Raw genomic sequence first — 24,480 nt, 5'->3', positions numbered from 1 at the left:
TAAAATGCAGAAAATAAGCGGAAAAAGTAGAATAGGACGCCTGAGTGCTCCTGTTTTTGTTGGGGCACTTGCTCTGCTGCTTGCAAGTTGTCAGGAGCAGGAAGTTGTTGAAGCACCGAAAACGGTTGCTCCTCGTCCTGCTCGTGTCATGGTCGTTTCTGAGATTGATGATCTCTTTACGCGTAACTTCACTGGTCGTGTCGATGCGGTTCAGACCGTCGATCTGGCGTTTCGTGTGTCTGGTCAGCTTGTTGAAATGCCAATCATTGAAGGGCAGCGCATTGCAAAAGGTGATCTGATTGCAGCGCTTGACCCAACTGACTACGAAAACACTGTTCGTGAAGCTCAGGTCAACTTTGAACAAAAGAAGAAAGATCTGAAGCGCTTTGAAACGCTGAAAGACAAACAGGTTATCTCTGAAGGTCAGTACGACAATGCAAAGACTGCATTTGACCTTGCCGAAGTGACCCTTGATAAAGCCAAGCAAAACCTTGGTTATACGAAGATTGTTGCGCCTTACGATGCAATCGTGACCTCTCGTTCACTTGATAATTATGCGATCATCAGTGCTGGTACCAGCATTGCCCGGTTGCAGGATGTGAGTGAAGTTCGTATCGATATCAACGTGCCTGAAACACTGTTTGCTCAGGCGACTGAATCTTCTGTTCTAAAGATGACTGCTGAGTTCCCTTCCCATCCGGGTAAGGTATTCCCATTGGAATATCGTGAGCACAGCACGGAAGCAGACAAGGTTGCTCAGACCTATCGTGTGACTTTGGCCATGAATAACGATGATGGTTACAACATCATTCCTGGCATGACTGCGAGCGTAAAAGTTAAGCTCAATGGTCTTGATAAGTCTCAGACCACCGCCTTCTTCGTGCCGACATCTGCAGTTGGCTCTTCTCCTGACAAGAGCCCGTATGTGTGGGTTGTTGATGAAAGTGAAAAGCGTGTTGGTCGTCGTAAAGTTTTGCTTGGAACTGTGCTTGGCAGCTTCATTCCGGTGCTTTCCGGCTTGAAAGACGGCGAGATGATCGTAACGGCTGGTGTGAGCCACCTGAGCGAAAATCAGCTGATCGTGCCTAAGCTGTAAGAGTAGCGTCTAGGAGTTATTGATATGGATATTGCACGCTACTCGATCGAGAAGCCGGTCAATGTCTGGATGGTTGTTCTGATTGCTCTGCTTGGGGGCATTTGGGCTCTGGGCGGCATTGGACGACTGGAAGATCCGGCATTTACCATTAAAGAAGCGCAGGTGATCACCTCCTATCCGGGTGCCAGCGCTGCGGAAGTTGAAGAAGAAGTTACTGAACGGCTGGAAAGTGCCATTCAGCAGATGCCTCAGCTGAAAGAAGTTCGCAGTACCTCTGAACCGGGTCTCTCCCGTATTCAGGTGGAAATGAAAGACACCTATGATGGCACTGAGCTGCCTCAGGTGTGGGATGAGCTGCGTCGCAAAGTGAACGACGAAGTGCCAAATCTGCCAAATGGTGTCCGTACTCCGATTGTTTATGACAGCTTCGGTGATGTGTTCGGCATGTACTATGCTCTGACGGCTGATGGATACTCCAACCGGGATATCCGTAAGACCGTGAAAGAGCTGCGTCGTGAGCTGCTGACTGTCGATAATGTTGCTAAGGTTTCTATTCTTGGTGAGCCTGAGGACGAGATCATCATTGCGATGGATCAGGACCGTCTGGCACAGCTGGGAATTACCATTGCGGACGTACAGAATGTGCTGAATGCGGAAAACGCTATTCAGGCGAACGGTACGACTGTTTCCGGTGATCTGCGCATTCGTATCTCGACAGTTTCTGCCTTTGACAGCTACCGTAGTATTCAGGATCTCGTGATCGGTAATCCGGGTTCTACAGCGATGGTTCGTTTGTCTGATGTGGCGACGCTTTCTGTGCAAGAGCCTGAAAATCCAAAGGTTTTGGTTCGTCATAATGGCCAGCGCGCGGTTACTCTTGGTGTTGCTGCTGTTGAAGACACAAACGTTGTGGCCGTTGGGCAAGACGTTGAAGCGCATCTGAATGACTTGCGTGCGAACCTGCCTATTGGCATGGAAGTCATCCCTATCTACGAACAGCACAAAGTGGTTGATCAGGCCGTTGGTTCCTTTGTTTGGAACCTTGTAATGTCTGTTTCCATCGTGATTGTGGTGCTCGGCATCTTCATGGGCTGGCGTGCTGCTGTGGTGGTTGGCTCGGTTCTGTTGCTGACCGTTTTGTCAACGATCCTGATTATGAAGCTGGGCAGTATTGAGCTTGAGCGTATTTCGCTTGGTGCGCTTGTTATTGCCATGGGTATGTTGGTGGACAACGCCATTGTTGTCGCCGAAGGTATGATGATCAACATGCAACGCGGTATGCGGCCTATCAAAGCTGCGTCGACCGTTGTTGAGCAGACGAAGTGGCCACTTCTGGGTGCGACTGTCATCGGCATCATGGCATTCTCTGGTATTGGTCTTTCCAGTGACAGTACCGGTGAGTTCATGTTCTCGCTGTTTGCTGTGGTTGGCATCTCCCTGTTGATGTCCTGGTTGTTTGCGATCCTTGTTACGCCGCTGTTTGGTAAGTACTTCTTCAAGATGGCTGCCATCTCCGGTGATGAGCATGATCCTTACCGCGGCTTCATGTACACCATGTTCCGTAAGATCCTGGTGCTGACGCTGAAACTGCGTTGGTTGTCTCTGGCAGCTCTGATCGGTGTGACTGTGGTTTGCTTCTGGTCTTTCCAGTTTGTTGCAAACTCCTTCTTCCCGAATTCTGCGACTCCGCTGTTTTACGTGAACTACTGGTTGCCGCATGGTACCGACATTCACGCGACTGCGCGTGATATGGAGAAGCTGGAAAACGAGATCCTGTCTTTGCCAGGTGTCGTTTCAACCAACTCCTTCATTGGTCAGGGTGCAACCCGCTTTATGCTGACTTACTCAGCTCAGGACGGTAGCTCCAACTATGGTCAGGTGATTGTCCGGACTGAAAACACTGATGTTATTAATGATCTTGCATTGAAGATCCGTGCGTTCGGTGTTGCCGAGTTGCCTCAGGGACAAGTGTACACCGAGCGTCTGGTGTTCGGTCCGCCGTCTGGTGCTGATGTTCAGGCTCGTATCACTGGTCCGGATGCTGACGTTCTGCGTGCTATCTCTGAAGAGATGATCCAGATCTTCAAGGATCCTCAGTACCGCTTGAGTGATGTTCGTACCGATTGGCGCGAACGTGAGCTGGTGATGCATCCGAAGTTTGATGAGCAGCGAGCTCGTATTGCTGGCATCACGAGACAGGACCTTTCTACTGCGGTTCAGTTTACCTCTGATGGTATCCGTGCAGGCGACTATCGTGATCTGGATGAAGACATTCCGATCATCGTGAAACGTAAGCGCGGCGAAGGTGAGACTGCGTCCGAAGCCCTTATAAACACACTGGTTTGGAGTTCTCAGCAGCGCAAGTATGTGCCGATTGATCAGGTGACTTCCGGCATCTCTACTGAAGCTGAGGATACTTTGATCCGTCGTCGGGATCGTGTGAAGACGTTGAGTGTGCTTGGGGCGAGTGCTCCGGATGAGTTGGCGTCGGTTGCTCATGCTCGAATTCGGGGTGCGATTGAGAGTGTTCCGCTTCCTGATGGGTATTCCATGGAGTGGGGTGGTGAGTACGAGAACTCTCAGGATGCGAATGCGTCGCTGGGCAGTAAAGTGCCTGTTACCTTCCTCGTGATGATTGTTATCTCCATCCTGTTGTTCTCTAAAGTGCGGGAACCACTCATCATCTGGCTGATCGTACCGATGTCTATCAACGGTGTTGTGATTGGTCTGCTTGGGACAGGTATGCCGCTCGACTTCATGGCAATCCTTGGTGTGTTGTCGCTGTCAGGTATGTTGATCAAGAATGCGATCGTGCTTCTGGAAGAGATCGACCTGCAGCTGGAGCTTGGTGGAGACCGGTTTGAAGCTGTTGTTAATGCCAGTGTTTCTCGTCTGCGTCCGGTGTCTATGGCAGCGATTACGACGATCCTTGGTATGGCTCCGCTGATTGTTGATCCGATGTTCGCGAGTATGTCTGTGACCATTATGGGTGGTCTGACGTTTGCGACGCTGCTGACATTGCTGGCTGTTCCGCTGCTGTTCATCATCTTCTACCGCATCCATCCAGGTGAGGGTGCAGGGAAAGGTAAGGCAGAGAAGTCTTTGAAAGAACTGGAAGAAAAACCTTCCATTGATCAGAAGGCTGAGCCGGAACCGGCTTAAGAAAAAGGCCTTCCCGGTTACCTAAAACCGGGAAGGCCCATGAGATAAGCAAGGGGCGGCGTATATTTACCGCACACTCCGTCCTTTGCTCCCCCGCGTCGCCTCTGCCCCCAACACCAGAGGCGGCGCATCTTTTTTGCCTTCACGGCACTCCCCACAACAACTTGATCAGGCACTTTGCGCGAATTTGCGTTGTTTTGCGCAATTCAGCGTTTTTGTGCGTTGGTTCGCGTTGCTATGTGGATCTTTACCTTAACGGAAATAGCGGAATACGGAATTCAAATCTACCGTGATCCGTGTTGACACTTCCAAGTTGGTACAGTGTCACCCGGGTACTTTGAGGCTGAGTAGACTCCGCGGGCGATAGCACGGGAGACTGTCTGAGCTGCGTATGCACCCAGTTCCAGCAATTCGACCATTGGTTCCTGCATTTTTCGTTTGCCGGTAGAAATCACGAAGAGCAGGTCGCCGTCCATTGGTGTGTGTGCTGGCCAGAGGGCGCGGGCGTAGCCGTCGTGGGCGGCTGTGGCAATGCGTTTGGCTTCTGACTTGGTCAGGATCAGGTCCGTTGCGACAACACCGATGGTGGTGTTTGTGTTCGGGGATAAGTCGATTGTGCCAAGCGTGAACTTGGTTTGCACGGTGCGGTCCATGCCAGGCATTTCGGTTGGCCAGCCCAATCCGCCGAATTCTTCGTTCTGTTCGCTTGGGGCTGCCCAGAAGTAAGGCGTGTCGCCAATTGTGGTGCGGCCCAGTGCGTTGACGGCGATTAGCGCGCCGACGGTGCCGCCGCGGGGGAGGGCGAGGGAGGCTGAGCCCAGTCCGCCTTTCAGATCAGCGGTGGTTGCTCCGAAACCTGCGCCTGCAGTGCCGAGTTCGAATTCGTCGGCTGCATTGTCGACGGCCTCGATGCCCATTTCGCGATAGATTGGATTTCTGCCCCACGATTTATCCCCTCCATTGAGAAGGTCGAATAGAATGGCTGTGGGGGTAATTGGAATGACAGCACTGCCAACACTGAAACCTTTGCCGAGCTCTGCCAGTCGAACCTGTGCACCGCTGCCTGCATCCAGTCCGAATGCAGAGCCGCCTGACAAGACGAGCGCGTCAATGGCATTGACGGTTTGCTCCGGCTCCAGCAAGGCAACGTCACGTGTGCCGGGGGCTCCGCCCATGATGGCGACGGAGGCAACGGCTTGCTCGTCGGGAATGAGGACGGTGACACCTGATTTGGTCTTTTCGCAATGAGCGTTGCCGACCTTCAATCCCGGAACATCGGTGATCAGGTTGCGCGGTGTTGGGGACATGGTGTTTCCCTAATTTATTATTAAAACGTACAGGAAGCGCCTTAGCGATGAAAAAATCGCAGGGCACTCTAACTAATTGTCTTTATGCATATCTTGGTTTGAAAATCTGTAGGCCCTTTCGGGCAAAGATATGTCCGAAGTCCCTGTTTCAAGATAAATCTATTCCGAAAACTGGAATAGGGAACACCCTTAGACTGAATGGTAATTTCGGTCGAGGTAGATCAGAGCGGGTGCAAATTCACCCAGACGTGCAGCGACCACTTCACCAAATAGAACTGAATGGGTGCCGACTTCTGTTACTTCTTTGATATGGCAATCGAAACTGACACGTGCACTTTCCAGAACAGGACTTCCTGTTGCCAGAGTGCCCCAAGTTCCTTTTGCAAAGCGCTCTTCCATTGGCAGGTCGCCCTGGCCAGCGAAGACGTTCGACAAGTCTGTATGATCATGAATGAGTGTGTTGATACAGAACACGCCGTTGTCCTTGACGATCTGATTCACCTTTGCGCTGCGGTTGAGGCAGACAAGCAAGGTGGCGGGATCATCAGAGACGGAACACACAGATGAAACGGTTGCGCCAATGCGCCCTGCAGGGCCAGCACTGGCCAGCAAATGAACGGAAGCGCCTAAACGACTCATTGCCTCTCTAAATTCATGCGAGGCGAGACTTTTATTCGTATTTTCAGTTGGCGCCATGGTTAAAGCTGTCGTCATCCAGTTCGTTCCAAGATATTCCCACAGGTATGATCTGTGTTTCACACTGTACAATATTCATTAGTACTTTTCAGTCGCCCAAAAACGACAGGTATTTGAAATAGAGTAGTTATAGCCATTTGCTGAGAAAAGCTAGTTCTACTGCGAAAAACTGATTAATATACCAGAGGCTATATTCTAGTTTTAGGCGCGCATTTTGCTGTTCCGGAATTTTCATTGAAAATTGAATGCCCAACAAGGTCTTCACGCACGGGCAAATTGGAAATCTTCAAAAAATCCTGGGTACCATCTTGCAGTTTTTGTCCGGATATGGTCAGTATACAACAGCTGTGATATATTACAGAATAGGGAAGAGGCTTTCTACGGATGAGGAAAATTCACGTATGGGTTGTGGTGCTCTGGTCTCAGAGACTGTCCTAGTGGATTGTCGGGAGTAGGAATAAGTCCAGATTTTGGATTGTATGAAATAAAAATGCGCCTGACGCGTATAAAGAATAGGAAAATTCCAAAATACGGACTTATAAGTATGGGTAATATACTTACAGGTCGGCTTACCATAAAATATTTGGGGTCTGAATTCGGAGGCATTCAGACTGGACAGCAACTAAAAGCTGATCTCATGCGGGGAACAAAATAAAACATGGATTACTTTCTCCAACAACTTATCAATGGTGTGACGCTGGGGTCCATTTATGGTCTCATCGCCATTGGCTATACAATGGTCTATGGCATTATCGGCATGATTAACTTCGCCCATGGCGATATCTTCATGGTCGGATCTTTCGTTGCACTCATTCTAATTGTTGCACTTGGCATTACAGCCGCTACACCGGTGCTTCTTTTGATTTTGGCTCTGGCCCTCGTTCTTGTTGTGGCCATGGCTTTGACTGCTGTTTGGGGGTGGACAGTAGAGCGCATTGCCTATCGGCCTTTGCGCGGGTCATTCCGTCTTGCACCGCTGATTACTGCAATTGGTGCATCAATTGCTCTTCAGAACTTCGTGCAGGTTTCTCAAGGCGCCAAGAATAAGCCATTGCAACCTCTCTTTTCCGGCAGCTTTCAGCTGACTGATGGTGGTGCAGATGGTTCTGGCTTTATCGTAAACCTGTCTTACATCCAGATCTTGATTGTTGTGACGACGGTCATTTTGATGGGTGGCTTCACTTATCTCATCAACAACACCAATCTGGGCCGCTCTCAGCGTGCTTGTGAGCAGGACCGGAAGATGGCGTCCTTGCTGGGTGTGAATGTTGACCGCACAATCTCTCTTACCTTTGTGATGGGTGCGTCTCTGGCTTCGGTCGCAGGTCTGATGTTCCTGCTGTATTACGGTGTGGTAGATTTTTACATCGGCTTCCTGGCTGGTGTGAAGGCCTTTACCGCTGCGGTTCTGGGAGGAATCGGATCGCTGCCGGGTGCAATGCTGGGTGGATTGCTGATCGGGCTTATCGAGACGTTCTGGTCTGGCTACTTCTCCGTTGAGTACAAAGATGTTGCCGCGTTTTCGATCCTGGCGATTGTTCTGATCTTTATGCCGGAAGGACTTCTCGGCCAACCTGAGGTGGAGAAGGTCTGATGCAAGCGAGAAAAAAAGACAGCTTGCTTGTTGCAAGTGTAAAAGACAGTTTGGGTGCTGCGGTTATTACGTTCGCCCTTGCCTGTGTCATGGTTGGTTTGCGCGTTGATGTGGCGTCAGGCCGCGGCGCGGAGCTGTTTCTGGAACACCGCTGGTTAGCGGTTGCAGTTGCAGTGCTCGTTGTGTTCGCTGGCCGTCTCGCCATGAACATCTTCTTCTGGAAACGGGAAGACCCGCCGTCTCTCAACCTCTCTGGCCTATTGCCAAAGGGTGGATTGGGAGGAGGCTCTTCTAATGTGCTAAAATATGGCTTGGTCGTTTTGGCTGTTGCGCTTCCATTTGCGTTGATGTTCTGGCTTGGTGCCCGTGGGTCGCGTCAATATATTGACCTTGCTATTTTGGTGATGACCTATGTGATGTTGGGCTGGGGCCTGAACATTGTGGTTGGTTTGGCTGGATTGCTGGATCTGGGCTATGTGGCGTTTTATGCGGTTGGAGCTTACTCCTATGCATTGCTCGCCCATTACTTTGGTTTCTCCTTCTGGCTCTGTCTGCCGCTTGCCGGTATTCTGGCTGCGTTCTGGGGTGTCATCCTCGGGTTTCCTGTCCTCAGGCTGCGAGGAGACTATCTTGCCATTGTGACGCTTGCGTTTGGTGAGATCATTCGTGTTGTGCTGCTGAACTGGTATCAGTTTACAGGCGGACCTGATGGTCTTTCCGGTATTCCGCGTCCAAGCTTCTTCGGGTTGGAGTTTACCCGTGCTGAAGGCGGCTTTGCGAGCTTCTTTGGGCTGGATTACAGCAGTATTCACCGCATCATCTTCCTGTACTACCTCATCTTCGCAATGGCCTTGTTTACGAACTTCGTGACCATGCGTTTGCGCCGGATGCCGATTGGTCGTGCATGGGAAGCTTTGCGTGAAGATGAGATTGCTTGTCGGGCACTGGGTATCAACACAACGAATACCAAACTGACAGCCTTTGCTCTTGGTGCGATGTTCGCTGGCTTTGCAGGGTCCTTCTTTGCAACGCGTCAGGGCTTCATCTCTCCTGAGAGTTTCACCTTCCTTGAATCTGCGATCATTCTTGCGATTGTGGTTTTGGGTGGTCTTGGCTCACAGATTGGCGTGGTGATTGCAGCGATTGTGATGATCGGTGGCTTTGAATTCTTCCGCGAGTTTGAAGAATACCGCATGCTTGTCTTCGGTATGATCATGGTGGTTATCATGGTTTGGAAACCGCGTGGATTGATCTCAAGCAGAACGCCAAGTGTGGCGCTTTCCAGAAACGCTAAGGGCATCTCTGCCGATCTCGTTCAGGAGGGCCACGGATGAGCACCTGGGACAACAACCCTGTTCTGAAGGTTGAGCACCTGACCATGCGCTTCGGCGGATTGACGGCGATCAACGACCTGAGCTTCAACATTGGGCGTGGTGACATTACTGCGCTGATCGGGCCGAACGGTGCGGGTAAAACCACAGTGTTTAACTGCATCACCGGTTTTTATAAGCCGACTGAAGGCCGTCTTGTCATGAACCGCTCCAATGGTGAAAAGCACCTTTTGGAACGGATGGCAGACTTCAAAATTACGGCGGACGCGAAAGTTGCCCGTACGTTCCAGAACATCCGTCTGTTTGGCGGCATGACCATTCTGGAAAACCTGATGGTGGCACAGCACAATCCGCTGATGGTTGCTTCCAACTGGACCATTGGTGGTCTGCTGGGGCTTGGTGGTTACAAAAAGTCCAATGTGGACGCGATTGAAACTGCCAAGTACTGGCTGGAGCGCATTGATCTGATCGATCGTGCGGATGCACCTGCGGCTGATCTTTCCTACGGCGATCAGCGCCGGTTGGAGATTGCCCGTGCCATGTGTACCGGCCCTGAACTTCTTTGTCTGGACGAACCAGCTGCTGGTTTGAACCCGAAAGAAAGTCTGGAGCTGAACAATCTGCTTCAATACATCCGCAAAGAGCATGACACTTCGGTTGTTCTGATCGAGCACGACATGTCTGTTGTTATGGAAATCTCCGACCACGTTGTGGTGCTGGATTACGGCGTGAAGATTTCTGATGGCTCTCCTGAGTTCGTCAAAAACGATCCGCATGTGATCGCGGCGTATCTGGGGGTTGAGGATGATGAAGTCGATCAGGTTGAAGAGGAGGTGGGCATAGCATGAACGCTCAACAACCACTCCTGAGCATTCGCGGAGTTAAAACCTTCTACGGCAAGATTCAGGCACTGCATGGTGTTGATCTTGATGTGTATGAAGGTGAGATCGTGACGCTGATTGGTGCGAACGGTGCAGGCAAGTCTACGCTGATGATGACCGTTTGCGGCACGCCGCAGGCTCGTAACGGGTCTGTGACGTATTGCGGTGAGGACATCACCTACAAGCCAACCTACGAGATTATGCGCACCGGTATTGCTCAGTCACCAGAAGGTCGCCGTATCTTCCCACGCATGACGGTTTTAGAGAACCTGATGATGGGCGGTATGGTTGCCGGGAATGAGCATTTTGAGGAAGACCTGCGTCGTGCGTTTGAGCTGTTTCCGCGTTTGAAAGAACGTCAGCAGCAGCGCGGCGGGACTTTGTCGGGCGGTGAACAGCAGATGCTGGCGATTGCCCGTGCCTTGATGAGCCGTCCGCGTCTTTTGTTGCTGGATGAACCGTCTCTGGGGCTTGCTCCGATCATCGTGTCGCAGATTTTTGATGCTATCCGTGAGCTGAACCGGGCCGATGGTCTGACCGTGTTCCTTGTTGAGCAGAATGCGTATCACGCACTCAAGCTGGCTCATCGGGGCTACGTGATGGTCAACGGTACAATCACCATGACCGGCACCGGTAAGGAGCTTTTGTCTCGTGAAGAGGTGAAGGCAGCTTATCTTGAAGGCGGCGCGCACTAAGGAGGCGAAGAGATGGGTATTCTTTACGGCAGCTCGATGCCTGCCTTTATCATGCTGGTTGTTGTTTTAGGCGGTCTGGCTGCTGCTGCGACGGGGCGCTCTATTGCGACCACGTGGCGGCCGTTACCGATCCTGTTCTGGTTCATCTTCCTGTTGTCATTGGCCATGCGATTCTTGTCGTTTGCGCTGTTTGAAGAGCCTCTGCTTTCCATTCAGTACCTGGTGGTGGATTACGCCATTCTCATCGGCATTGCGTTGGCGAGTTATCGCATGACACGGACTAAGCAGATGGTGACGCAGTACAGCTGGCTTTATGACAAAACAGGTCCCTTTGGCTGGAAGCTGAAGCCGGGCCAGCAAGATAATTACTAATTCGCAAAATTACTTAGATAATTGTTGCGCATTCGGTCAGTTCTGGGTCACACTGGTGACTGGCTAGGCATCCAGATGATGAGTACGGAGAGGTCTCATTGTCGGAAGCATTGAGCAGGCGAGGGGTTTGCCTGCTCTGGTGGGAGACGATTGCGTTTCCCGCTCAATTTCAATTGAGAAATGCACCTGACTCGGGGAGTTTTTTATGAAAAAGTATCTTTTGGCAAGCGTTGCCGGTGTTGCTGCTATGGCAATCTCTGGCGCAGCTATGGCTGAAATCACTATTGCTACTGCAGGCCCAATGACTGGTCAGTACGCATCGTTTGGTGCGCAGATGAAAGCTGGTGCTGAACAGGCTGTTGCTGACATCAATGCTGCTGGCGGTGTGAACGGCGAGATGCTTGTTTTGGAAGTTGGCGATGATGCATGTGACCCTAAGCAGGCTGTTGCTGTTGCCAACCAGATGGTTGGTAAAAACGTAGCCTTCATGGCTGGTCACTTCTGCTCCGGTTCTTCCATCCCAGCTTCTCAGGTATATGCTGAAGAGGGTATCATCCAGATCACTCCAGCATCCACCAACCCGAAGTACACTGACGAGCGTCCAGGACCTGGTACCTACCGTGTGTGTGGTCGTGATGACCAGCAGGGCAGAGTTGCCGGTACGACGCTTGCGACTGAGTTCGGCGGTCAGAACATTGCTGTGATCCACGACAAGACTGCTTACGGTAAAGGTCTTGCTGACGCGACTAAGGCTGTGATGAACGCTGCTGGTAAGCAGGAAGCGCTTTATGAAGCTTATACCGCTGGTGAAAAAGATTACACCGCGCTGGTTTCCAAGCTGAAGTCTGAAAAAGTCGACGTTCTTTACGTTGGTGGTTACCACACTGAAGCTGGTCTGATGAAGCGTCAGATGGTTGATCAGGGCATGGACACCATTCTGGTTTCCGGTGATGCTCTTGTGACTGATGAGTATTGGTCCATCACTGGCCCAGCTGGTGAAGGCACACTGATGACCTTCCCGCCGGACCCACGTAACAACGCTGAAGCTGCTGCTGTTGTGGCTGCTCTTGAAGCTGCTGGCAAAACCACTGAAGGTTACGCTCTTTACACCTATGCTGCGATCCAGACATGGGCGAAAGCTGCGGCTGAAGCTGGTTCTACCGACTATGATGCAGTTGTAGAGAAGCTGAACGCTGGCAAGTTCGACACCGTTCTTGGTGAGCTGTCCTTCAACGAGAAGGGCGATGTGTCTCTGCCAGGTTACGTTTGGTACGAGTGGAAAGACGGTTCCTACGGTTACCGCTAAGATTTAAAGCCTGAGTTTATTCAGGTTTTGTGAGGGTTCCGGGGCGATGCTCCGGGACCCTTTTTTGTTGGAGTTTAGGGAGGTTGGAAGAGCCCTATTAAGGTTGAATGCGCTCTGTTCTTATTGGCTACTTCTGGCTTAAGGTTCCGCGCGTACACTGGCGCCTTGTTTATTGAAGGTGCCCAATGATCATTCGATGTTTGGTGTTGATTGCATTTCTTTGTTCTTCCGGCGCAGCTGCCGCGCAGGGGTCTAACACGCCGCGACCTGAAGAAATAAAGGCGTTTCATGAGTGCCTGCGAAAAGGGGGGCTTGTGTTCAACGACAGAGTTCAGTGCATTGGAAAGGTCTTTGAAACTTGCGCCATGAAGTTGCAAGACCAGACCAGCATGGGTATGCGAGAATGCTACTCGCGCGAAACAGCCCTTTGGGAAAAGATGATTTTGAATTCTGAGAAGGAGTTGAGGCGGAATGAGAACAAGCCCACGAAGACCATGCTTGTTGAAGCTGGTCGGAACTGGAAGGCCTTTCGCAACAACACCTGCAATATTCCGTATGCCATGAACCCAAAGGGAACGCTTGCTCCTGTACTGGGCATGGAATGCTACAACCGTTTAACCGCGCTTTGGGCGCTACAGCTTTCTGAATTTGCGACACCATTAGGGAACTAGGACCATATGAGATTATGGGTATGTGTGATTGTCTTTTCAGTTTTTGGGGTTGGCTCCGTAGAGGCGGCCCAACAGGTTGACCTGCCACTTTGTAAAGCAGGGGATGGCAAGACGCCTGTCCCGCGTTGGGAGGTGACTGCAATGCCTGTTGACGTGCCTGCCGGCGAAGAGGCGAGGCCGTTTGCTTACAGTGTCACCGCTCCACCACCTGCCTATCATGGTCTGATGGGGCATCTAAGGGTGAAGCTGGGCAATCTGGATGAACAGTATTGTTCTGCTTTGCGTGAGGAGCTTACCCAGATCAAGAACAGTACCGGGCAGTCTACACCACTGGTTATCGCATGGCTGGTTGATGACAATGGCCCGCAGGATGCAGTGCGCTCCCTGGACTTTTACGAGCTGCCTGAGTTTGTGCAGGATGGATGCTGGCTGGATGGTGTCTATCAGTTTGTTGCGCTTGGTCACTCAGGTGTGGAAGCCGAACAGTACATGCTGAATCTGGTCCCTCTTGAGGCAATCCAGGAATCCGGATCCTTTTGTCGCCCTGTCCAGGAAGGGTGATCCACCTTTCAGTCCTGTGCAACTTCCCCTAGCGCGTACTTGCGTTTGTCGAAGCCCATTTTCGCCTATCTTTACTCTTGAACCGGGTTCCCCTTTTGAGAAAAGCGAGTAGGATTGGTTATCTCTTACGCAAGGGCATAAAGGGGCTGTGAGCCAGATGATTACCCATGACACGATAGAGATCAGTGCTGTGCTGGAGGCATCTGCTGCGGATGTGTTCTCAGCATGGGAAGAGCCGAAGGCCCGGATGGTGTGGGGAGTGCCTTCCGATGATGAAGCTATTGAGTTTCTTGAAAATGATTTTCGCGTTGGTGGTCTAGATATTCATCAGTGCGGCCAAAAGGGCGATTTACGGTTTCGCGTTGAGACACGCTATCATGATATCAGAGCTCCGGATTGCTTGCTGTTTACAGAGCTGGTTTCAACCAGTGATATGCTCTTGAGCGTCTCTTTGATCGCTGTTGTCATGGAAGAACAAGGAGGTGCTACCGAGCTTCGCGTGACCATACAGGTGACGTCGATGATCGGCGCGGATATGATTGAAGCAACGCGCGGAGGATGGCAGGCTTCTCTGGCTCAGCTGGCGGGGTATCTGGAGAGCTCAAAGCGCGAGAACTCGGAGGTGTGATTGCCTCAGGAAGATGCTTTCTGTGGCCCTGTCAAAGAAGGGTGATATCCCGTTCGCAGTATTATGGTGCACCCTCTTTGTAATTATCTGAAATGCAGTATGTATTCATAGTGTTGACTGTTGTGATGCGTATGAGGAACTCACTTTAATAGTGAATACTTGAGAGTTTACCCTGTTCAAATCACCCTCGGATTTACTAGGTTAAATTATCAATTTAATTCAATTTTTCTATATTGGGAAAATTGGTGGAGTGGGTGCAGGCAGCAAGTGTGGGGCGTTTGAGTGCTTGTCTGTGCATGATCAGGGGTATTCATGCGGTCCAAAACCTTCATTATTTCAATAGGTTTTGCAGTGGCAGGCTGTGTGCCGAACTATGTCGGCGACGCTCCTGATCTCACTGAGGCGGCGGTTAAAAAATCTAACGCAAAACCAACCGTTGTGAGTGCTCAGAAAACGGCTGAAGAGCTGGCAACTGTTGTTGTGCTTGCAGGCAAATGGTCTGTAATGCGTGGTGAGGGGCAAAACCCGTGCGCACTCCAACTGAAAACAGCACAGTTTGGTGGAAATTATGCAGCAAGTTCTGTGTGTTCCGGTACGCCAAATGTATGGGCGTGGAATGTGAGGCAGGACGCTCTGGTTCTGTTCGATCACAGAAATGAAGTGATCGCATCCTTTCATGAAAGCGGGAATGGCCGCTGGGAGGAAGCGCAAGAGGGTGGGGCCCCTGCGCTTGGTCTTGTTCGCCTGGGAAACTGACAAGACGATAGATTACAGAGATTTGGGGCGAATTCTTTGGGGGGAATGAAATGAAGAGGTTTATTGTTGTCGGGAGCTTGCTGGCGCTTGCAGGTTGTCAAAGTGCTGGGGGAGGTGCTGGACCCTATGCTGCGCCTACGCCTGCTGCGCAACCGCCTGCCAATGCAGCTTCCAACCAGAGCGTTGTCGCGCAGGAACAGACCACGCAAAGTAATATGGAAACTAAGGCAGATGGCACTGTTGTCACAAAGACGACAAGCAGTTCAGCTCAGGCGACTGTTGATCCGGGTACTGCGACGGCGTTTCTGGCTGGTGTGGTTGCAGCTGCAGCTCTTGGAAAGAAAGAGGAACGCAGTTCGCAGCCTATTGTGCAGGTGAAGGATATGGTTGGCGGTTGGACCGTTTATCTGACCTCTGATGAGCGCGTCTGTGAGCTGACACTTGGCACAGAACCTAAGGATGATGGGTACTCTGCCAGTTTCAATCACTGCATGGATGGGGATCTGTTCTTTGTGTCCAACTGGCGCATGAAAGGGCAGGAGCTCGTTTTGTTTGACAACTTCTCCCGCGCCAAAGGCAGCATGCGCATGACAGAATGGAACCGCTGGGAAGGCCAACTGGCAAGCAATAGCAAACCAATCACCATTGCGCGATAATTGAACCTGGCTTACTCTGGCACTGCGCTTTTGAGGGCAGTGGTGAGTGCGGTGACCGCTTCGTTCGGTTTTCCGCTGCGAACTCTTGTATGCAGCATGATTGGCAAGGCGGGCAGATCAGGCAGGCCGAGCTTTTCTCCCACATCAATTGCGCCAATTGGCAGCATACGGCGAGCGAGAGCTGCTACGCCCAACCCGGCCATCACGGCGGCTGATACAGCAGTGACGCCGCCGCCAACGAAGACCTCTCTCCATGGAATATCGGCCTGATCGAGCAGCTGTCCGGCCATGATGCGCACGCCGCAGGGTTCCGGCATGGTGGCAACGGGTAGGGGCTCGTTGGCGCGAGGCTGCCAGTCTTGCGACGCAAACCAGCCGAACTTCTCATTTGCGATCAGCTTGCCATCTTCTCTGCTTTCGTGCTGGCGCACAATCACTGTGTCGAGTTCCTGCCGGTCAAAGCATTTTAGCAGGTCGCCTGAGGAGCCAATCCGTATTTCAATCAGGAGTTCTGGATCCTGTACGTTCATGCGGGCGATCAGCATTGGAAGTTCTGGCCCTGCAACATGATCACTGATGCCGATGGTCAATCGCTGACGGGCATTGGTGAGGGAGGCCAGTGCATGGTCGTGTTGTTTTAAAAGTTCCCGCGCATGTTCTAGAAACGTCACGCCTTGTGCAGACAGCTGCACGTAGCGAGGGGTTCGCTCTATGAGCTGGCAACCTAACCGCTTCTCCAGCCGTTTTAGCTTCAGGCTTGCAGTTGATTGGGTCGACTGCATGGCCTCAGCAGCCTGAGTGAAGCTGCCAAGTTCTGCAATTTTAACAAATGTGCGCACTGCGTCGAGATCAAGCGGGCGATCAGTCATTTAAAATTTCAATTTCTGATATAGTTAGTCATTGTATATTAAAATATTAAAGTCGCGTCTAGAGTTGCCTCAGCGAACCAGAGGAGGAAACGCTGATGCCACTTGTTCATATCTCATTGCGGTCAGGAAAATCTGATGTTTACCGGCAGGCGATTTTTGATGGTGTTTATCATGCCATGCGTGATGCGCTTGAGACGCCAGAGGACAACCAGTTTATGGCGATTACAGAGCATACCAGTGCCAATTTTCGGTTTGGCGGCTCATATCTTGATATTGCCCGCAGTGAGGATCTGGTTTTTATCCAGATTACGCTCAACAACACCCGCAGCTCCGCGCAGAAGAAGGCTCTGTTTCAACGCATTGTCGAGCTGCTTGGAGAGAAACCTCAAATCCGGTCAGAGGATGTCTTTATAAATTTGATTGAGGTGGAAAAGGAGAACTGGTCGCTTGGCAACGGCATTGCTCAATACGCGTGACACCATTGCCTTTCATGGTGAATTTGAAAGCCAATGAAGGAGGTGACAACGCTGAGAGGCGTCTGATACGTGGGTGTATCAGACCTGCTTGTCCATGATTTCTGCTGGAAGGTGGGCCATCCATTTGCGGCGGATTGCTTTTTCCAGATCGAGATCATTGCGGTCTGCATAAAGCAGAAGGTGGGCCAGCAGGTCTGCGGCTTCGTCTTCCTTTTGCATATGCAGTTCTTTTGGAGTTGCTGAACCGGAACGGCCGCGGCGGGTGGCCTTCAAATGGGCTGCCGTCAGCTCTCCGAGCTCTTCCTGAAGTTTCGCAAGATACCAGATCTCGTCACGGTTGATGTTGAACCGTTTGGCGTAGATTGCTGATACTGTTTTTACAATGTGCAGAAGTACTTTGAACGTCATCGGATCTGACAGAAAGGTTGGGCTTTCTGCGTGGTCTCACGCAGGCGAGCCGAAGGTTTGCCGGGAATGTGCGCTAGAGGAATCTCTTGGTGGCATCATATGAACTATTTATGCGCTTGTCATTCAAGGCGAGGCAAAGATCTTTAACTGCATCCATGGAATGGATTGCCCGAAACTCATCGGTATGCGGCAGTATTGCCTGAATCCCGCGTGCTTTGGCCTCAAACTTGTCGTAGCGCAGCAGCGGATTGAGCCAGATGAGCCGTCTGCAAGATCTGTGGAGACGATCCATCTCAACGGACAATTCATCGTAAGCTTCCCGTTCCAGCCCATCCGTGATGAGCAGGACGATTGGTCCGCCGTGGCAGACACGTCTGAGCCAGGTGCGGTTGAAGGTTTGCAGCGAGCTGGCAATGCGGGTGCCGCCGGACCAGTCTTCCACTTCATCCGTACAGGCGGCGAGGGCCTCATCAGGGTCTTTCATACGCAGGGCGCGGGTGATGTTGGTTAGCCGTGTGCCAAACAGGAAGGTGTGGGTTTTGCGCTTTTCTGACAGAGCATGCAGGAAGTGCAGCATGATGCGTGAATACTGGCTCATGCTGCCCGAGATATCGCAGAGCGCGACCACGGGTGGATGAACCTGAGCGGGCGCTTTGTGCTTGAGATCGATGATGGAGCCACCAGCCTTGAGCGTGGCGCGCATGGTTCTTCTGGCATCCACCTGTTTGCCCAGAGTGTGCGAATGGACGGGTTTGAAGCGACGGGATCGGACCTGATCTGCTGGCATGGTGAGGCGGGCGAGGGATCTGCGTGCTTCCGCGATCTCCTCAGCTGTCATCTGGGCAAAGTCCTTCTTTTGCAGGACTTCCTTCTCCGAGACGGTAAAGCGGGCGTCTACCTCCACCAGTGGTTTGGTTTCTTTGGCCCCGCGCTGCTTGTTGGCCTCAAAGGCATTGGCAACGCGGGATTGTGCGGCGCGCGGCTTTTCAGGCTCGCGTTGTCCGGCAGGCGCGACCGGAGACAGCAGCGCCAGCATCTTTTCAACGAGGCCTTTGCTTTGCCAGTAAAGGCGGAAGGCTTCATCGAAGACGGGTTGCTGGTCGCGTTTGTGGACGAAGACGGAATGGAGGGTCCAATAGAGGTCCTGCTTGTTCTCAATGCCGTTGATGGTGACCGCGCTCACCGCATCCACCACAGAAGACGGGCCAGCAGGCAGGCCCGCTTTGCGCAGGGTTCTGGCAAAGTGGACGATGTTTTCGGTGATGCGCCCGTGTGGTGGGCGCGGGGATGGAGCGGGGGTGAGCGTGTCCTGCATCAGGCAAGGCTATGCTATTGGGGCAGGCATGCTGCCAGCAATGGTGGCCTGTGAGTTGGCTTCCATGCGGATTTCATCGAGGATCGCACGGGTTCTGGAGCCTTTGATGCGGTCGATGTCCTCCTGATACTTGAGCAGGACACCGAGCGTGTCTGACACCATTTCCGGATCAAGCGCGACCTCTTGCAGTTCTGTGAGGGCGGTGGCCCAGTCCAGCGTTTCGGCGACGCCTGGCTTTTTGAAGAGGGCGTCATCCTCGTGGGCTCGGAGATGTGTATAAAGAGACGGAGCGGAAAGGGCTGCGGCGGCTGTTGGCAGTTTGGTTTGCACGATTTGCAGCTCGCGCTCTGCTGTTGGGTAATCCACCCAGTGGTAGAGACAGCGGCGCTTCAGAGCGTCATGAATCTCGCGGGTGCGGTTGGTGGTGATGATGGTGATCGGTGGTTCATCAGAGGTGATGGTGCCCAGCTCCGGGATCGTCACCTGACTGTCTGCCAGCACTTCCAGCAGGAAGGCCTCAAAGGCTTCGTCGGTGCGGTCCAGTTCGTCGATCAGGAAGATCGGCGCGCCCAGCTCTGTGGTCTCCAACGCCTGTAGGACAGGACGTTTGATCAGGAAGCGCGGGCTGTAAAGGGCGGTGTTGAGGTTCTCGCGGTTCACGCTGCCGGAGGCTTCCGCCATGCGGATTTCGACCATCTGGGCGGCATAGTTCCATTCGTAGACGGCGGAGGACACGTCCAGCCCTTCATAACACTGCAAGCGGACGAGGGGGCGGTTGAGCGTGGCTGAGAGGACTTTGGCGATCTCGGTTTTGCCAACGCCAGCTTCGCCTTCGAGGAAGAGGGGGCGTTTCATGCGCAGGGACAGGTGCAGCACGGTTGCGAGTGCGCGATCTGCCAGATACCCGCCAGAACTTAAGAGCGTGAGGGTTTCTTCAATGGAGTTTGGTAGATCAACCTTGTTGCTCATAAATAGTCTGCTCCCGCCCTGTCAACTGCTGCGCCTTGATTTGCGCCTTGCGATCATAATAGGGAGAAAAACGTATATTGAAAGCGGATTGTTATCGGCAGGTTAGCCGTGTTGCTCAACGGTTTGCGAGGCCAAGGCCCATGCCATCGCGCATGATGGTGGTGGCTTGCTGTGTGAAGGTGCCGCCTGCTTCTTCATGCAGGGTGAAGCCCGGCAGGATCTGGAGCGGGGCTTTGCTAGCGGCCACTGCGCGGACAATGATGCGGGTGGCTGGTGCGTCTGCAGTCGGGCGGATCGGGATGATATCGATGGCACCGAAACGGCGTTGCATGGGGTCGAGGAGATCTTGCAAGCCATCTGCTCTGAAGATGATGGAGAGTGTTCCGCCGTCCTTCAGCAGATCTTTCGCGGTTTTGATCCACGGCTCGATGCCGCGTTCATCCAGCGCGTGGGCTGGCGCACGGTCTGACTTCGGGGTGACGCGAAAGCGGGTACTGTCGTAGTAGGGCGGGTTCATGATCACATGATCCGCGATGGAAGAGCCAAGGCCGCTTTGGTGGCGAATGCTGCCCTTTGCGGTGAGGTTGGATTCCAGAATGGAGACGCGGTCAGCAAAACTTTCGTTTTCCGGCAGGGACAGGCCTTTGCGGGCCAGCGCTGCGGTGACGGGGTCAACTTCAACGCCGACGGCTTTGATGTTTGGCAGGCGGTGGGCGGCGCAAAAAGCTGCAGTGCCGACGCCAGTGCCCAAATCATAAAGCGTGCCTGTGGTGCTTTGCGGCAGGGATGCGGCCAGATAGACGGCATCAAGCCCCGCTCTATGACGGCCTTTTGCAGGTTGCTCAACCATGACTTTACCGCCGAGGAACTTGTCCCTGGTGGTTTGCTGCTGAGATTGAGGTGTTTCAGGGTTGGTCATGGCGGCGCCGGATCAAGAAAAGTCGCAATAACGCACTGATACAGGCTGCCGGTTTTCATGCAATCCCTATTGTTTATCTAAAGAGAAGTTTTCACGCGTCTTTTAGGTAGTGTCCCAGGTCAGCATCACGCATAAGTTGACAAGCTTCATCCATACGGTCTGCTTCCACCATGATCCGGCGCGGCAAAAAGCCAAGGGAGCCGTCCAGTATGCTCATGTTGGTGTCAGCGACAAAGTAGATGATCTCGGCATCTCCCAGCAGGGCTTCAAGATGCGAGATGAGGACGGGATCTGTTGTTCTGATGAGTTCTTCCACGATGGTGTCCTCTTGAAGAGAGTTGCCTATTTTGCCAGAAAGTATGCAGGTTAGGGTTGGTATTGTGAAAAAAACTAATTGTGATTGGTAAATTATCCCTTCGACACTACTTTATTGGCAGCAAATTCTTACTAAAGCTTGCCCGAGACTATCTACCAACCTATTGTCCCGTTGGAATCAAAATAGAGGTATCCCGTGGGCGTTGTTGGTCTTCAATCTCAGACAGCCAAACCAGCTGGAATTCAGGGGCTCGTAGAGCTCGTTTCAGGTGACATGGAGAAGGTGAACGAGCTGATCCTCTCCAAAGCCGGTTCTAATGTTGAGCTGATCCCGGAAATTGCGCGCCATCTGATCGATTCAGGTGGGAAGCGTTTGCGCCCGATGCTGACACTGGCGTTTGCACAGATGTTTGGCTACGAAGGCGAGGGACATGTCATCCTTGCAGCATCTGTAGAGTTTATGCATACGGCAACTCTGCTGCATGATGATGTTGTCGATGAAAGCGATATGCGCCGCGGTAAGCTGGCTGCTCGCAAGCTTTGGGGCAACCAGGCCAGCGTGCTGGTGGGTGACTATCTGCTTGGTCAGGCTTTCAAGATGATGGTTGATGTGCACTCTCTGGAAGCGCTGCGCATTCTGTCTGAGGCCTCCGCGATCATTGCTGAAGGTGAAGTGCTTCAGCTGGGCGCCGCTCAGGATACCACCACGACCTTTGAGATGTACCTGCGGGTGATTGAGGCTAAAACAGCCGCTCTGTTTGCAGCTGCCTGCGAAGTGAGCCCGGAGATTGCCGATAAAGGTGACGAGATGCGTGCTGCTGCGCGCAAGTTCGGGCTTGAGCTTGGTTATGCCTTCCAGCTTGTTGATGATGCGCTGGATTATGGCGGAGCGACTGTTGATCTTGGCAAGGACGTTGGTGACGACTTCCACGAAGGCAAGATCACACTGCCTGTCATCTACGCGATGGAGCGTGGCAGCGATGAGGACAAGGCGTTCTGGAAACGTTGTCTGGAAGATGGTGACATCAAAGAGGGCGATCTGGATCATGCCATCAAGCTGCTGAACGACACTGGCGCTCTGGCTGATACGGTTCAAAAAGCGCGTGATTATGGTGCATCTGCAATTGAAGCTCTGACCAGCCTGCCAGACGGTCCTGCCAAGCAGGCGCTGAAAGAAGCCGTCGACTTCTGTATTGCCCGTGTGAGCTAATCAGAGAGCAGTTCGAAGAAATTGAAAGCGCCGCAGCAGAAATGCCCGGCGCTTTTTTGTTGGCTGTACTGGGAGTGAGACTTGTGTACCAAGGGTAAAGTGATGGCAGGCGTTGAAGACGTGCCTTGAGCAAAAAATCTAAATAAAGTAGGAGTTCGCACTGCTGCTCGTTTGAAATTAAAAGTGCAGCAGTGCATTGAAAAAGCTACTTTAAATCATGCCTTTTGTAGCTTGTGGTCGTAATAATCCCGATAATTCTTGTTGTACTCTTCCTGCTCAATAGGCAAATTAAGTGATGCTCGCAATCTGTTCGCGATATGTTGTCTGGACCAGGTAATAGCTGCGAGCTCAGAATTTGTTTCTGCTTCAAGCTCCGATATGACCTGAAGGATTTTGGCGCTTAAGTCTTCCTCATTTTGACTCGCGCTCCAGGCATTGCTCGCAACGACAGATGCTCCTGTGGCGACAGCCATCGTGGAACCGCGCGTTAAAAGCATGCGTCGATTGATATGGGTATCGTTACCTTTGAAATCCATTGAATTTTCCCCTTAGAATGTACTTCGGCAATTGTGGATCAGGGGCCTTTATTGGTTGGTTGGTCGGCTTTGGCAGAGCCCCTGATCTTTGGCTATCAATGTAACTTAGATGTCTTTTACATCTGCAATACTGATGTTGAGCGCAGCAGCAACACCTGTGCCGTAAGCAGGGTCCGCTCGGTAACAGTTGCGGACATGACGGTGTTGGATTTCGATACGTGCGGGGCTAAGCGAGCGGGCTGTGTTTGCAAACAGAGCTTCTTTCTGGTCTGCATTCATTGAGCGGAAAAGAGCGCCAGGCTGAGAATAATAATCTTCATCCTCTCGATGGTCCCAATGACCCGCTGCTCCTTCTATGGAAAGTGGCGGCTCGGAGAAATCTGGTTGCTGTTGCCATTCGCCAAACATGTTCGGCTCATATCCGATGCGTGAACCGTTGTTGCCATCAACTCTCATGGCTCCGTCGCGGTGATAGGAATGGAATGGGCAGCGCGGTGCATTGACCGGGATTTGCGAGTGATTAACTCCAAGACGATACCGAGCAGCATCCCCATAAGAGAACAGGCGGCCTTGAAGCATTTTGTCGGGAGAGAAACTGATGCCGGGCACAATTGTGGAAGGGGCAAATGAAGCCTGCTCAACTTCAGCGTAGTAGTTCTCAGGGTTCCGGTTCAGTTCAAGCACGCCAACTTCGATCAGCGGATAGTCGGACTTGGGCCAGACTTTGGTTAGATCAAACGGGTTGATGTGATAATTGCCGGCCTCTTTTTCTGGCATAATCTGGACTGACAGTGTCCATTTCGGAAATTCGCCATTCTCGATGCTGTCATATAGATCTCGCTGGTGACTTTCGCGATCATTTGCAACGATTTGAGCGGCTTCTTCATCTGTCAGGTTTTTGATACCTTGTTGGGTTTCAAAGTGGAACTTAACCCAATAACGCTCGTTGTCTGCGTTGATGAAACTATAGGTATGGCTGCCAAATCCATGCATATGGCGATAAGTCGCCGGAATGCCGCGGTCTGACATGACGATCGTGACCTGATGCAGAGCTTCAGGCAGGTTCGTCCAGAAATCCCAGTTGTTATCCGCACTGCGCATGTTGGTGCGCGGATCTCGTTTTACTGCATGGTTCAGATCCGGGAACTTTAACGGATCGCGGAGGAAGAAAACTGGTGTGTTGTTGCCCACCAGATCCCAATTGCCTTCCTCAGTGTAGAACTTGATGGCGAAGCCGCGAATATCCCGTTCTGCATCAGCAGCGCCACGTTCTCCTGCCACTGTCGAGAAACGCATAAATAAATCAGATTTTTTGCCAACTTCGGAAAATATCTTAGCGCGAGTGAACTTGGTGATGTCATTGGTTGTTGTGAACGTTCCATAAGCGCCAGAACCTTTGGCATGCATTCTGCGCTCAGGAATAACCTCACGATCAAAGTGGGCCATTTTTTCGAGGAACCAAACATCCTGCAGCAGCGCTGGACCGCGGGGGCCTGCAGTTTGAATGTTCTGATTGTCGGGGACGGGGGAACCAAAAGCAGTGGTCAACTTGGGCTGATTCGTCATATTCTCTCCGCATATTATTATGCCTGAAGGATGATTTCAGAGCGGAGAAAATCAAAATCAATTAAACTTATTGAGCCATAACTTGTCTTGATGATGTCGTCACATCAGTTGAAAAGATGCGGCAGATCAAGAGTTTACCTCTGGGAATCTAGCTAGTTGTTGTGGCGTGTATGTGAGGACAACTT

25 protein-coding genes are annotated in these 24,480 nt (G+C 52.0%); 15 read left to right on the top strand and 10 right to left on the bottom strand.

Going from position 1 to position 24,480, the window contains the following annotated elements; genetic code table 11:
* The first annotated feature begins 4 nt into the window (after nucleotides 1-4).
* Together PsAD5_RS15630 and PsAD5_RS15625 are read left to right on the top strand one after the other, a co-directional pair.
* On the top strand, nucleotides 5-1,096 hold the full coding sequence (locus tag PsAD5_RS15630; protein WP_063292752.1) for an efflux RND transporter periplasmic adaptor subunit: 1,092 nt from the start codon (nucleotides 5-7) through the stop codon (nucleotides 1,094-1,096).
* 24 nt (nucleotides 1,097-1,120) lie between these two features.
* Nucleotides 1,121-4,258, top strand: coding sequence for an efflux RND transporter permease subunit (locus tag PsAD5_RS15625; RefSeq protein ID WP_063292751.1), 3,138 nt, complete (start codon nucleotides 1,121-1,123; stop codon nucleotides 4,256-4,258).
* A gap of 284 nt (nucleotides 4,259-4,542) precedes the next feature.
* On the opposite strand, the gene PsAD5_RS15620 is transcribed toward PsAD5_RS15625, so the two are convergent.
* Both PsAD5_RS15620 and PsAD5_RS15615 read right to left on the bottom strand, forming a co-directional pair.
* A complete protein-coding gene (locus PsAD5_RS15620) occupies nucleotides 4,543-5,565 on the bottom strand; it encodes a P1 family peptidase (protein ID WP_063292750.1) in 1,023 nt (340 codons plus the stop codon).
* Between the two features lie 189 nt (nucleotides 5,566-5,754).
* The gene (locus tag PsAD5_RS15615; protein ID WP_244272090.1) at nucleotides 5,755-6,204 is read right to left on the bottom strand and encodes a flavin reductase; all 450 of its coding nucleotides are present in this window, start codon (nucleotides 6,202-6,204) and stop codon (nucleotides 5,755-5,757) included.
* A gap of 715 nt (nucleotides 6,205-6,919) precedes the next feature.
* Between PsAD5_RS15615 and PsAD5_RS15605 the strand changes: the two genes are divergently transcribed.
* The 11 genes from PsAD5_RS15605 to PsAD5_RS15555 all read left to right on the top strand — a co-directional run bounded on the left by PsAD5_RS15605 (nucleotide 6,920) and on the right by PsAD5_RS15555 (nucleotide 15,712).
* Nucleotides 6,920-7,855 (top strand): ABC transporter permease subunit, encoded by a 936-nt coding sequence (locus PsAD5_RS15605; RefSeq protein ID WP_057462563.1) that lies wholly within the window; start codon nucleotides 6,920-6,922, stop codon nucleotides 7,853-7,855.
* Nucleotides 7,855-9,189 carry a high-affinity branched-chain amino acid ABC transporter permease LivM gene (livM, locus tag PsAD5_RS15600; protein ID WP_063292748.1) on the top strand — a complete coding sequence of 445 codons (1,335 nt, stop codon included), beginning with the start codon at nucleotides 7,855-7,857 and terminating at the stop codon, nucleotides 9,187-9,189. Before PsAD5_RS15605 ends, livM begins: the two co-directional genes overlap by 1 nt.
* Nucleotides 9,186-10,034, top strand: a complete 849-nt coding sequence (locus PsAD5_RS15595) for an ABC transporter ATP-binding protein (protein ID WP_057462561.1) — start codon at nucleotides 9,186-9,188, stop codon at nucleotides 10,032-10,034. Before livM ends, PsAD5_RS15595 begins: the two co-directional genes overlap by 4 nt.
* Nucleotides 10,031-10,762, top strand: coding sequence for an ABC transporter ATP-binding protein (locus PsAD5_RS15590; RefSeq protein WP_057462560.1), 732 nt, complete (start codon nucleotides 10,031-10,033; stop codon nucleotides 10,760-10,762). The genes PsAD5_RS15595 and PsAD5_RS15590 overlap by 4 nt, the downstream gene beginning before the upstream one ends.
* A 12-nt stretch (nucleotides 10,763-10,774) precedes the next feature.
* Nucleotides 10,775-11,134, top strand: coding sequence for a DUF6867 family protein (locus tag PsAD5_RS15585; RefSeq protein ID WP_057462559.1), 360 nt, complete (start codon nucleotides 10,775-10,777; stop codon nucleotides 11,132-11,134).
* 205 nt (nucleotides 11,135-11,339) lie between these two features.
* Complete coding sequence (locus tag PsAD5_RS15580; RefSeq protein ID WP_057462558.1) at nucleotides 11,340-12,440, top strand: branched-chain amino acid ABC transporter substrate-binding protein; 1,101 nt, start codon at nucleotides 11,340-11,342, stop codon at nucleotides 12,438-12,440.
* A 365-nt stretch (nucleotides 12,441-12,805) separates the two neighbouring features.
* Complete coding sequence (locus tag PsAD5_RS28325; RefSeq protein WP_208981980.1) at nucleotides 12,806-13,111, top strand: lysozyme inhibitor LprI family protein; 306 nt, start codon at nucleotides 12,806-12,808, stop codon at nucleotides 13,109-13,111.
* Nucleotides 13,112-13,117: 6 nt separating this feature from the next.
* A complete protein-coding gene (locus tag PsAD5_RS15570; protein WP_063292746.1) occupies nucleotides 13,118-13,672 on the top strand; it encodes a hypothetical protein in 555 nt (184 codons plus the stop codon).
* A gap of 157 nt (nucleotides 13,673-13,829) precedes the next feature.
* A complete protein-coding gene (locus PsAD5_RS15565; protein WP_208988636.1) occupies nucleotides 13,830-14,300 on the top strand; it encodes an SRPBCC family protein in 471 nt (156 codons plus the stop codon).
* A 312-nt stretch (nucleotides 14,301-14,612) separates the two neighbouring features.
* On the top strand, nucleotides 14,613-15,056 hold the full coding sequence (locus PsAD5_RS15560; protein WP_063292744.1) for an AprI/Inh family metalloprotease inhibitor: 444 nt from the start codon (nucleotides 14,613-14,615) through the stop codon (nucleotides 15,054-15,056).
* A gap of 50 nt (nucleotides 15,057-15,106) precedes the next feature.
* Nucleotides 15,107-15,712 (top strand): AprI/Inh family metalloprotease inhibitor, encoded by a 606-nt coding sequence (locus PsAD5_RS15555; protein WP_063292743.1) that lies wholly within the window; start codon nucleotides 15,107-15,109, stop codon nucleotides 15,710-15,712.
* An 11-nt stretch (nucleotides 15,713-15,723) separates the two neighbouring features.
* On the opposite strand, the gene PsAD5_RS15550 is transcribed toward PsAD5_RS15555, so the two are convergent.
* Entirely contained in the window at nucleotides 15,724-16,581 is an 858-nt protein-coding gene (locus tag PsAD5_RS15550) for a LysR family transcriptional regulator (protein WP_063292742.1), read from the bottom strand.
* Nucleotides 16,582-16,676: 95 nt separating this feature from the next.
* On the opposite strand from PsAD5_RS15550, the gene PsAD5_RS15545 reads away from it, so the two are divergent.
* Nucleotides 16,677-17,057 (top strand): tautomerase family protein, encoded by a 381-nt coding sequence (locus PsAD5_RS15545; protein ID WP_063292741.1) that lies wholly within the window; start codon nucleotides 16,677-16,679, stop codon nucleotides 17,055-17,057.
* Nucleotides 17,058-17,135: 78 nt separating this feature from the next.
* Here PsAD5_RS15545 and PsAD5_RS15540 read toward each other — a convergent pair whose 3' ends face one another.
* From PsAD5_RS15540 to PsAD5_RS15520, 5 genes are all read right to left on the bottom strand, one after another.
* Nucleotides 17,136-17,465: a hypothetical protein gene (locus tag PsAD5_RS15540; RefSeq protein WP_057462552.1), complete on the bottom strand. Its 330-nt coding sequence runs from the start codon at nucleotides 17,463-17,465 to the stop codon at nucleotides 17,136-17,138.
* A gap of 73 nt (nucleotides 17,466-17,538) precedes the next feature.
* A complete protein-coding gene (locus PsAD5_RS15535) occupies nucleotides 17,539-18,780 on the bottom strand; it encodes a vWA domain-containing protein (protein ID WP_063292740.1) in 1,242 nt (413 codons plus the stop codon).
* Nucleotides 18,781-18,789: 9 nt separating this feature from the next.
* Entirely contained in the window at nucleotides 18,790-19,749 is a 960-nt protein-coding gene (locus PsAD5_RS15530) for an AAA family ATPase (protein ID WP_063292739.1), read from the bottom strand.
* Nucleotides 19,750-19,864: 115 nt separating this feature from the next.
* Nucleotides 19,865-20,668, bottom strand: coding sequence for a tRNA1(Val) (adenine(37)-N6)-methyltransferase (locus tag PsAD5_RS15525; protein ID WP_063292738.1), 804 nt, complete (start codon nucleotides 20,666-20,668; stop codon nucleotides 19,865-19,867).
* A gap of 91 nt (nucleotides 20,669-20,759) precedes the next feature.
* Nucleotides 20,760-20,984 (bottom strand): putative signal transducing protein, encoded by a 225-nt coding sequence (locus PsAD5_RS15520; protein ID WP_057462549.1) that lies wholly within the window; start codon nucleotides 20,982-20,984, stop codon nucleotides 20,760-20,762.
* Between the two features lie 195 nt (nucleotides 20,985-21,179).
* On the opposite strand from PsAD5_RS15520, the gene PsAD5_RS15515 reads away from it, so the two are divergent.
* On the top strand, nucleotides 21,180-22,193 hold the full coding sequence (locus PsAD5_RS15515) for a polyprenyl synthetase family protein (protein ID WP_063292737.1): 1,014 nt from the start codon (nucleotides 21,180-21,182) through the stop codon (nucleotides 22,191-22,193).
* 215 nt (nucleotides 22,194-22,408) lie between these two features.
* On the opposite strand, the gene PsAD5_RS15510 is transcribed toward PsAD5_RS15515, so the two are convergent.
* Both PsAD5_RS15510 and PsAD5_RS15505 read right to left on the bottom strand, forming a co-directional pair.
* Nucleotides 22,409-22,729, bottom strand: a complete 321-nt coding sequence (locus PsAD5_RS15510; RefSeq protein ID WP_208986843.1) for a hypothetical protein — start codon at nucleotides 22,727-22,729, stop codon at nucleotides 22,409-22,411.
* A gap of 105 nt (nucleotides 22,730-22,834) precedes the next feature.
* Entirely contained in the window at nucleotides 22,835-24,295 is a 1,461-nt protein-coding gene (locus PsAD5_RS15505; RefSeq protein WP_063292736.1) for a catalase, read from the bottom strand.
* Nucleotides 24,296-24,480 lie beyond the last annotated feature (185 nt).

Origin of the sequence: Pseudovibrio sp. Ad5 (assembly GCF_001623095.1) — a bacterium.
Classification (GTDB): domain Bacteria; phylum Pseudomonadota; class Alphaproteobacteria; order Rhizobiales; family Stappiaceae; genus Pseudovibrio.
Note: the sequence above shows the minus strand (reverse complement) of the source record. Positions and strands in the feature narration are given on the sequence as shown.

Bases quoted from the DNA above. Each gene is read 5' to 3' on its own strand.
- PsAD5_RS15505 (WP_063292736.1), bottom strand. From the start codon at position 24,295: ATGACGAATCAGCCCAAGTTGACCACTGCTTTTGGTTCCCCCGTCCCC.
- PsAD5_RS15570 (WP_063292746.1), top strand. From the start codon at position 13,118: ATGAGATTATGGGTATGTGTGATTGTCTTTTCAGTTTTTGGGGTTGGC.
- PsAD5_RS15590 (WP_057462560.1), top strand. From the start codon at position 10,031: ATGAACGCTCAACAACCACTCCTGAGCATTCGCGGAGTTAAAACCTTC.
- PsAD5_RS15605 (WP_057462563.1), top strand. From the start codon at position 6,920: ATGGATTACTTTCTCCAACAACTTATCAATGGTGTGACGCTGGGGTCC.
- PsAD5_RS15615 (WP_244272090.1), bottom strand. From the start codon at position 6,204: ATGAGTCGTTTAGGCGCTTCCGTTCATTTGCTGGCCAGTGCTGGCCCT.
- PsAD5_RS15535 (WP_063292740.1), bottom strand. From the start codon at position 18,780: ATGCAGGACACGCTCACCCCCGCTCCATCCCCGCGCCCACCACACGGG.
- PsAD5_RS15565 (WP_208988636.1), top strand. From the start codon at position 13,830: ATGATTACCCATGACACGATAGAGATCAGTGCTGTGCTGGAGGCATCT.
- PsAD5_RS15525 (WP_063292738.1), bottom strand. From the start codon at position 20,668: ATGACCAACCCTGAAACACCTCAATCTCAGCAGCAAACCACCAGGGAC.
- PsAD5_RS28325 (WP_208981980.1), top strand. From the start codon at position 12,806: ATGAAGTTGCAAGACCAGACCAGCATGGGTATGCGAGAATGCTACTCG.
- livM (WP_063292748.1), top strand. From the start codon at position 7,855: ATGCAAGCGAGAAAAAAAGACAGCTTGCTTGTTGCAAGTGTAAAAGAC.
- PsAD5_RS15510 (WP_208986843.1), bottom strand. From the start codon at position 22,729: ATGGATTTCAAAGGTAACGATACCCATATCAATCGACGCATGCTTTTA.
- PsAD5_RS15620 (WP_063292750.1), bottom strand. From the start codon at position 5,565: ATGTCCCCAACACCGCGCAACCTGATCACCGATGTTCCGGGATTGAAG.
- PsAD5_RS15550 (WP_063292742.1), bottom strand. From the start codon at position 16,581: ATGACTGATCGCCCGCTTGATCTCGACGCAGTGCGCACATTTGTTAAA.
- PsAD5_RS15545 (WP_063292741.1), top strand. From the start codon at position 16,677: ATGCCACTTGTTCATATCTCATTGCGGTCAGGAAAATCTGATGTTTAC.
- PsAD5_RS15580 (WP_057462558.1), top strand. From the start codon at position 11,340: ATGAAAAAGTATCTTTTGGCAAGCGTTGCCGGTGTTGCTGCTATGGCA.
- PsAD5_RS15625 (WP_063292751.1), top strand. From the start codon at position 1,121: ATGGATATTGCACGCTACTCGATCGAGAAGCCGGTCAATGTCTGGATG.
- PsAD5_RS15585 (WP_057462559.1), top strand. From the start codon at position 10,775: ATGGGTATTCTTTACGGCAGCTCGATGCCTGCCTTTATCATGCTGGTT.
- PsAD5_RS15555 (WP_063292743.1), top strand. From the start codon at position 15,107: ATGAAGAGGTTTATTGTTGTCGGGAGCTTGCTGGCGCTTGCAGGTTGT.
- PsAD5_RS15530 (WP_063292739.1), bottom strand. From the start codon at position 19,749: ATGAGCAACAAGGTTGATCTACCAAACTCCATTGAAGAAACCCTCACG.
- PsAD5_RS15540 (WP_057462552.1), bottom strand. From the start codon at position 17,465: ATGACGTTCAAAGTACTTCTGCACATTGTAAAAACAGTATCAGCAATC.
- PsAD5_RS15595 (WP_057462561.1), top strand. From the start codon at position 9,186: ATGAGCACCTGGGACAACAACCCTGTTCTGAAGGTTGAGCACCTGACC.
- PsAD5_RS15630 (WP_063292752.1), top strand. From the start codon at position 5: ATGCAGAAAATAAGCGGAAAAAGTAGAATAGGACGCCTGAGTGCTCCT.
- PsAD5_RS15560 (WP_063292744.1), top strand. From the start codon at position 14,613: ATGCGGTCCAAAACCTTCATTATTTCAATAGGTTTTGCAGTGGCAGGC.